This window comes from Terriglobia bacterium (assembly GCA_020073205.1).
Taxonomy (GTDB): Bacteria; Acidobacteriota; Polarisedimenticolia; order Polarisedimenticolales; family JAIQFR01; genus JAIQFR01.
This window is the reverse complement of the sequence record JAIQFR010000158.1, coordinates 1-6,948: the sequence shown is the minus strand read 5'-3', so window position 1 is coordinate 6,948 and position 6,948 is coordinate 1. Positions and strand designations below refer to the sequence as shown.

The 6,948-nt window shown below is 70.6% G+C and carries 5 protein-coding genes; 3 read left to right on the top strand and 2 right to left on the bottom strand.

Annotated features, from left to right (window positions below; all coding sequences use genetic code 11):
• Together aspS and hisS are read right to left on the bottom strand one after the other, a co-directional pair.
• Positions 1-1,516: aspartate--tRNA ligase (gene aspS, locus LAO51_19370; GenBank protein ID MBZ5640903.1), on the bottom strand; the 1,516-nt coding region annotated here is incomplete at its 3' end.
• Positions 1,506-2,774: a histidine--tRNA ligase gene (gene hisS, locus LAO51_19365; GenBank protein ID MBZ5640902.1), complete on the bottom strand. Its 1,269-nt coding sequence runs from the start codon at positions 2,772-2,774 to the stop codon at positions 1,506-1,508. The genes hisS and aspS, both read right to left, overlap by 11 nt.
• Before the next feature lie 222 nt (positions 2,775-2,996).
• Between hisS and LAO51_19360 the strand changes: the two genes are divergently transcribed.
• The 3 genes from LAO51_19360 to LAO51_19350 all read left to right on the top strand — a co-directional run.
• A complete protein-coding gene (locus LAO51_19360) occupies positions 2,997-3,899 on the top strand; it encodes a PQQ-like beta-propeller repeat protein (protein MBZ5640901.1) in 903 nt (300 codons plus the stop codon).
• Positions 3,900-4,044: 145 nt separating this feature from the next.
• On the top strand, positions 4,045-6,078 hold the full coding sequence (locus LAO51_19355; GenBank protein MBZ5640900.1) for a dehydrogenase E1 component subunit alpha/beta: 2,034 nt from the start codon (positions 4,045-4,047) through the stop codon (positions 6,076-6,078).
• Between the two features lies 1 nt (position 6,079).
• The coding region (locus LAO51_19350) for a diaminopropionate ammonia-lyase (GenBank protein MBZ5640899.1) at positions 6,080-6,948 on the top strand (869 nt) is incomplete at its 3' end.

Here is a 6,948-nt window from a genome sequence, read left to right as displayed (position 1 = left end):
TTTCCTGGACGTCCCGCCGGTGGATTCGGATGCTCCCGCCGCCGATCTCCGTGCCGTTCAGCACGAGGTCGTAGGCCTGCGCGTGGACGGACCCGGGGTCGGACTCGAGTCGGTCGAGGTCTTCCCATCGCGGCGCCGTGAACGGGTGGTGGCAGGCGACGAAGCGCCCCTCCCCCGCCTCCCACTGAAGCAGCGGGAACCGCTCGACCCACAGCAGGTCCCAACGGTTCTCCGGCACGAGCCCCCTCTCGGCCGCGATCCTGAGTCTCAGGGTTCCCAGCACCCTGTTGCAGGCTTCACGCGTGTCCGCGACGAAGAGCGCGGCGTCTCCGGGCGACGCGCCGACCGCCGCGGCCACCGCGCGAGCCCTCTCGTCCCCCAGCGCCTTGAGCGCCGGCGACGCCACGCCGCCCGACGGCTCGAGCTTCACGGTCACGAGCCCCTTCGCACCGGCCTCCCGCGCCCAGGTGGTCCAGGTGTCCAGCGTCTTTCGCGAGGCGGAAGCCCCTCCGGGAACCGCGATGCCGCGCACGGCGCCTCCCGCCTTAAGCGCGGAGTCGAATACGACGAACCCGCTCCCCGGGGCGGCGATTCCCGCGTCGCGAAGCTCCAGGCCGAACCGCGTGTCCGGCCGGTCGCTCCCGAAGCGGTCCAGCGCCTCGGCATAGGGCATCCGCCGGAACGGGGGGGTGACCTCGACCCCGATCTCGCGGAACATCCGAACCATCAGCGGCTCGGCCACGGCGTAGATCGTCTCGGGCTCGGCGAACGAGAGCTCGAGGTCGATCTGGGTGAACTCGGGCTGGCGGTCCGCCCGGTTGTCCTCGTCGCGGAAGCACCGCGCGAACTGGTAGTAACGCTCGAACCCCGCGACCATCAACAGCTGCTTGAACAGCTGGGGAGATTGGGGCAGCGCGTAGAATCGGCCTCGGTGGATCCGACTGGGAACGAGATAGTCCCGCGCCCCCTCGGGCGTCGAGCGGGTGAGCATGGGCGTCTCGATCTCCACGAATCCGAGATCGTCCAGCACGCGGCGGGACGCGACCGCGAGCCGGTGCCTCAGGCGCAACGCGGCCTGGAGGCGGGGCCTTCTCAGATCCACGTACCGGTGCGTGAGCCGCACCTCCTCGTTCGCCTCGATCTCGTCGTCCACCGGGAACGGGACGGACAGGGCGCGGTTGTGGATCGTGAGCTCGGCGGCGCGGACCTCGACGCGGCCCGTGGGATGGTCGGCGTTCACCGCCTCGCGGGGAACCACCACCCCTCGCACGCCCAGGACGTCCTCCGCGTGGAGGTGCTGCGCGACGGAGTGGGCCTCGGGGACGCTGGAGGGGTCGAACACCACCTGCACGCGCCCCGTGGCGTCGCGGACCTCGACGAAGATGAGGTTCCCGAGATCCCGGCGGCGGTGCACCCAGCCGGTGAGAACGACCTCGCGCCGCGCCGCGGCGTCGGCCTCCGTCACCTCTCCACACCCCGCCGTTCGATGAAGGAGCGGCGGAACGTCATTCGCCATGCATCCCTCCCAGCCGGGCCAGGAGGCCCGGCTCGTCCACCGTGACCTGTTCGCCGGTGGCCAGATCCTTGAGTCCGTACCGGCCCCCCGCCAGCTCTCCTTCCCCGACGAACAGCGCGTGCCGGGCGCCCACGCGCTCCGCGCGCTTGAGCTGCGCCCCCATCGGCCTCTCCGCAAGGGACATGACGACGCTGAGGCCGGCGCCGCGGAGGCGCTGCGTCAGGGAGATCGACGCGCGCCAGGCCTCCTGGCCAAGGCAGACCAGAAGGAGATCCACGCCCATCGGCCGCCCGCGATCCGCGGGGAGGAGGAGGATCAGCCGCTCGATGCCGATGGCGAAGCCGAATCCCGGCACCGGCGGCCCGCCGATCTCCTCCACGAGCCCGTCGTAGCGACCGCCTCCGAGAATGGCGTTCTGGGCGCCCAGTCCTCGAGACACGACCTCGAAGACCGTGCGCTGGTAGTAGTCGAGTCCCCGGACGATCCGTGGGTCGACCCGGTAAGGGATCCGGTAGGCATCGAGAGCCGACCGCACCTCCTCGAAATGCGCGGAGCAGCCTTCGCAGAGGTGGTCGAGAGCGGACGGCGCATCCTCCAGCAGCTTGCGGTCCTCCTCCACCTTGCAGTCGAAGACGCGGAGGGGGTTCTCGGCGAGGCGCCGCCGGCAGTCCTCGCACAGCCGCTCCCGCCTCGTCGCCAGCCAGTCGAGGAGCGCCTCGCGGAACCGGGGACGGCACGTGGCATCGCCGATGGAGTTGAGCGTCAGCTCGCACTCACCGATCCCCAGTGCGCCGAGGAACGCCCAGAGCATCTCGATCGTCTCGGCATCCGCCAGGGGCTCGCCGGAGCCGAGCACCTCCGCGCCGATCTGGTGGAACTGTCGCTGTCGTCCCTTCTGCGGTCGCTCGTAGCGGAACATCGGTCCGATGTAGTAGTAGCGCTCGGGGAAGCCGGCGGCGACGGTCCGATGCAACGCGTGCTCCACGAACGCTCGGACCACGGGCGCGGTCGCCTCCGGTCGCAGGGTCACGCGCTCGTCACCGGCGAGGAACGAGTACATCTCCTTGCGGACGATGTCCGTGGACTCGCCCACCGACCTCGCGAACAGCTCGGTGGATTCGAGGACCGGCGTCCTGACCTCGTTGAAGCCGTAGCGCTCGAAGAGGCTGCGGGCGGTCCGCTCGACGAACTGCCACCGCCCGACCTCCTCGGGCAGGATGTCCCGCGTACCGCGAATGGCGTGGTAACGGCTCCTCATGCGCGCGGCGGTTCCTCCTTCGTCTTCCGTCCTCCACGCTGAATTCCGGATCTTCTAGCACATAAAGCCTGTAGGAGCAAACGGTTGCACGAGATCGGCGGCACCGGACCCAAGGCGCGAGGCGGTGGCCGGCGGGTCGTGGTGGCGGAATCCCGGTCGCCAAAGCGGATGCGGGCTACAATCGGCGCCTCGCGCGGAGCGGCTCCGCGGGGAGGCCCGACGATGAGAGGCGGTGCGCGATGGCGCGGGTGGCGAATCGCTGCGGCCTGTCTCTACGTCTCGGTCGCGATGGCTCAGACGCTCCCTCCGACCCCGGAAACCCCCAACGACTACCCCACCGCCCTGCCGCCCCGGAAGGGGCCGGCCCCCCCGACCATGATCTTCAAGCTCCTCGTCGAGGTGCCATTGCCGGCGACCCCCACCGGCCGCGCCCTGACCCTCGACCAGGGGTGGCTCGGCGTCCCCGTCGACGGAGGGACGGCGCGGGTCGATCTCTCGGAGCCGGCGGCGGCGATCCTCGCGGACGAAGCGCCCGCCGGAGGGGAGGCCCCCTCCGGCTGGGTGCTCTCGCCGGACGGTCGCCACCGCGTGCGCACGCTCCCCGCCGGACAGGTGGAGTGCGAGAAGCTGGGGGCGATGCGGCGGCGATGGAAGACCACTTGGAGCCTGAGGGTTCCCGGCGCGACCCTCGCTCCGGCGATCCTCTCCGCACAGCGGGTCATCTTCGGCTCCGCGGACAACCAGGTTTACTGCGTGCGCCGGAAGAACGGGCACCGGCTGTGGGCCGCGGACCTCGAGGACCGGATCTCGAGTCCTCTGGCGGCTTGGCGCGGGGTCGTCATGCCGGCGCCACCGCCCAAGGGCAAGTCCACTCCGGTAAACGTCGAGATGGTGCTGGTCGTCCCGGACGGCGGAGCCTCTCTCATCGGCCTCGACGTCTACGATGGAAGCCGACTCGCGACATTCGAGGTGCCGTCGGACAAGGGGATGCTCGCCACCGCGCCCCTGGTCCTCCCCGACGGGCGCATCGCGGTGGCGCGCAAGGGCTACGCCTCGGGCGGCGCTGCGCTCCTCTTGGTGCAGCCCGTGGTCTCGGAGGCGGCCACCAAAACAGGACCGAAATGATCTATGATGATCGGCGCCAGCGCGGGGACGCCGAGCCGCCTTCGCCGGACCGACGCCGCGCCAGGAGTCCGTCGTGGGCCGCAACACCGAATCGCTCGCCCTGAGAGGTCTCGACCGCAACGCGCTGCTCGGCGTCCACCGCACGATGCTGCTCTCTCGCAAGGTCGACGAGAAGGAGATTCAGCTCAAGCGCCAGAACCGGACCTACTTCCAGATCAACGGCGTCGGCCACGAGGCCGTCGGCGCGGCGGTCGGCCTCGTGTTCCGACCGGGCAGCGATTGGTTCTTCTTTTACTACCGCGACCGCGCCGCCTGCCTTTCGCTCGGCATGAGCCCGCGCGACATGTTCCTCCAGGCGGTGGGCTCCGCCGATTGCCCGCAGACCGGCGGGCGCCAGATGCCCTCGCACTTCTCCTCGATGCCGCTCCACGTCGCGAGCGTCTCCTCGCCCACGGGCACGCAGTTCCTCCAGGCGGTGGGGTGCGCCGAGGCCGGACGCTACGCCGCGGCGCGAGGGCGACCGCTCGGCGTTCCGTTCGCCGAGGACGAGGTGGTGCTGGTCAGCGCGGGAGACGGCACGACCAGCGAGGGCGAGTTCTGGGAGGCCCTCTCGACGGCGAGCAACCTGAAGCTCCCCGTGGTGTTCCTGATCGAGGACAACGGTTACGCGATCTCCGTCCCGGTGGAGGTCAACACGCCCGGCGGGAGCATCAGCCGTCTCGTCGCGAGCTTTCCCGACCTCCTGATCCGCGAGGTGGACGGCTGCGACCCGCTGGCCTCGTACGACGCCCTCCGCGCCGCCGCCGAGCATTGCCGCGCCCGTCGCGGCCCCGCCCTCGTCCACGCGCACGTGATCCGGCCGCTGAGCCACTCCCTCTCCGACGACGAGACGCTCTACCGACTTCCCGAGGAGCGGGAGACGGAGGCGAGGCGCGATCCGATCCCCGCGTTCGCCGACCTTCTCCTGACCGAGGCCATCGTGGGCGACGGCGTCCTCGAGGCGATCGAGGCCCAGGTCGTGGACGAGGTCGGCGCCGCCGCGGATTCTGTCCTGGAAGCGACCCGGCCCGAGGCCGCGTCGGCGCTTCGGCACGTGTATTCCCATGAGGTGGACCCGACCTCGGAGGCCTTCGCCACGGGGCCGACGCTCGAGGGGAACCCGACCACGATGGTCGATCTCATCAACCGGTGCCTCCGGGACGAGATGCGACGGGATCCGCGGATCGTCGTGTTCGGCGAGGACGTCGCCGACGTATCGCGGGACGCGGCGCTCCTGAAGGTCAAGGGGAAGGGGGGGGTGTTCAAGGTCACCTGGGGACTCCAGCGCGAGTTCGGGTCGGATCGCGTCTTCAACGCTCCCCTGGCCGAGGCGAATATCGTCGGGCGCGCGATCGGGATGGCACTGCGCGGCTTGAAGCCCGTCGTGGAGATCCAGTTCTTCGACTACATCTGGCCGGCCTACATGCAGATCCGCGACGAGCTGGCCACGATGCGGTGGCGGTCCAACGGGAGCTTCAAGGCACCCGTCGTCATCCGCGTGGCTTATGGCGGGTACATCCGCGGGGGCTCGACCTATCACAGCCAGTCAGGCGCGGCGCTGTTCACCGCCAACCCGGGGCTCAGGGTGGTCTGTCCCTCGAACGCCCTCGACGCCAACGGTCTCCTGCGCACCGCCATCCGCTGCGACGACCCGGTGCTGTTCCTCGAGCACAAGCACCTCTACCGTCAGACTTACAACAAGTCGCCGTACCCCGGTCCGGAGTTCATGGTGCCGCTCGGACGCGCCTCCGTCGCGCGCGAGGGGACGGGCCTCACGGTGATCACCTACGGGGCCACGGTGCAGCGCGCCCTCACCGCCGCGCGCCAAGCGGAGGAGGCCGGCGTGTCCGCCGAGATCCTCGACCTCCGGTCGCTCTCGCCGGTCGATTGGGAGACGATCGCCGCGTCGGTCCGCAGGACGAGCAAGGCCTTGGTCCTGACCGAGGACTCCCTCTCCTGGGGGTACGGCGCCGAAATCGCCGCGAGGATCGGCGAGGATCTGTACGCAGATCTCGACGCGCCGGTGCGGCGCCTCGCCGCCACCGACACGTTCGTGGCCTATGCGCCCGAGCTCGAGGACTTCATCCTTCCTCAGGTCGACGACATCCTGGAGGCGATCCGCGATCTCGCCGCCTGGTGAGATGAAGCACTTCCACAACTCTCGCGCCCGCGCCTTCTCCCCAGGCGTCCTGGACCGAGAAGGAGCCGAGTCCGCCCTGAGGGAGATCGTCTCGTGGCCCGGCTACGCGCCGACCCCCCTTCTCGAGATGCCCGCCCTCGCCTCGGCCCTCGGAATCGGCCGGTTGTTCTACAAGGACGAGTCCGCGCGGTTCGGCCTCGGCAGCTTCAAGGCGCTGGGCGGCGCCTACGGGGTGCTGAGAGCGGTCGCGCGCGAGGTGCGCCGCATCACCGGGGACGGGGAGGTCCAGGGCTCGGAGCTCATGGCGGGCGCGCGGAGGGACCTCGTCGCGACGCTCGCAGTCGCGACCGCCACCGACGGGAACCACGGGAGATCGGTGGCCTGGGGCGCGAGTCGCTTGGGTTGCCGCGCGTTCGTCTTCGTTCCGGCCGCCGTCAGCGGCGCCCGGCGCGAGGCGATCGCGAGGCTCGGCGCGCGCGTCGAGATGGTCGCGGGGGACTACGACCAGGCGGTCCGCCGGTGCGCGGCGGAGGCGGCGGCGAACGGCTGGATCGTCGTTTCCGACACCACCTACGAGGGGAATCTCGAGACCCCTCGGGACGTGATGCAGGGATATCGGGTCATGCTCGCCGAGGTTCTCGCTCAGCTCCCCGCCGGAGCGCGTCTCACCCACGCGTTCGTCCAAGGGGGCGTGGGCGCGCTGGCGGCGGCGGTGGCGGAGCACCTGGGCCAGGAGCTCGGCTCGCGCCGGCCGCGCTTGATCTTGGTCGAGCCCGACGCGGCGGATTGCCTCTTCCGCTCGGCATGCGCGGGCCGCCCGAGCCGCGCGGGAGGGGATCTTGGAACGGTGATGGGGGGCCTCGCGTGCGG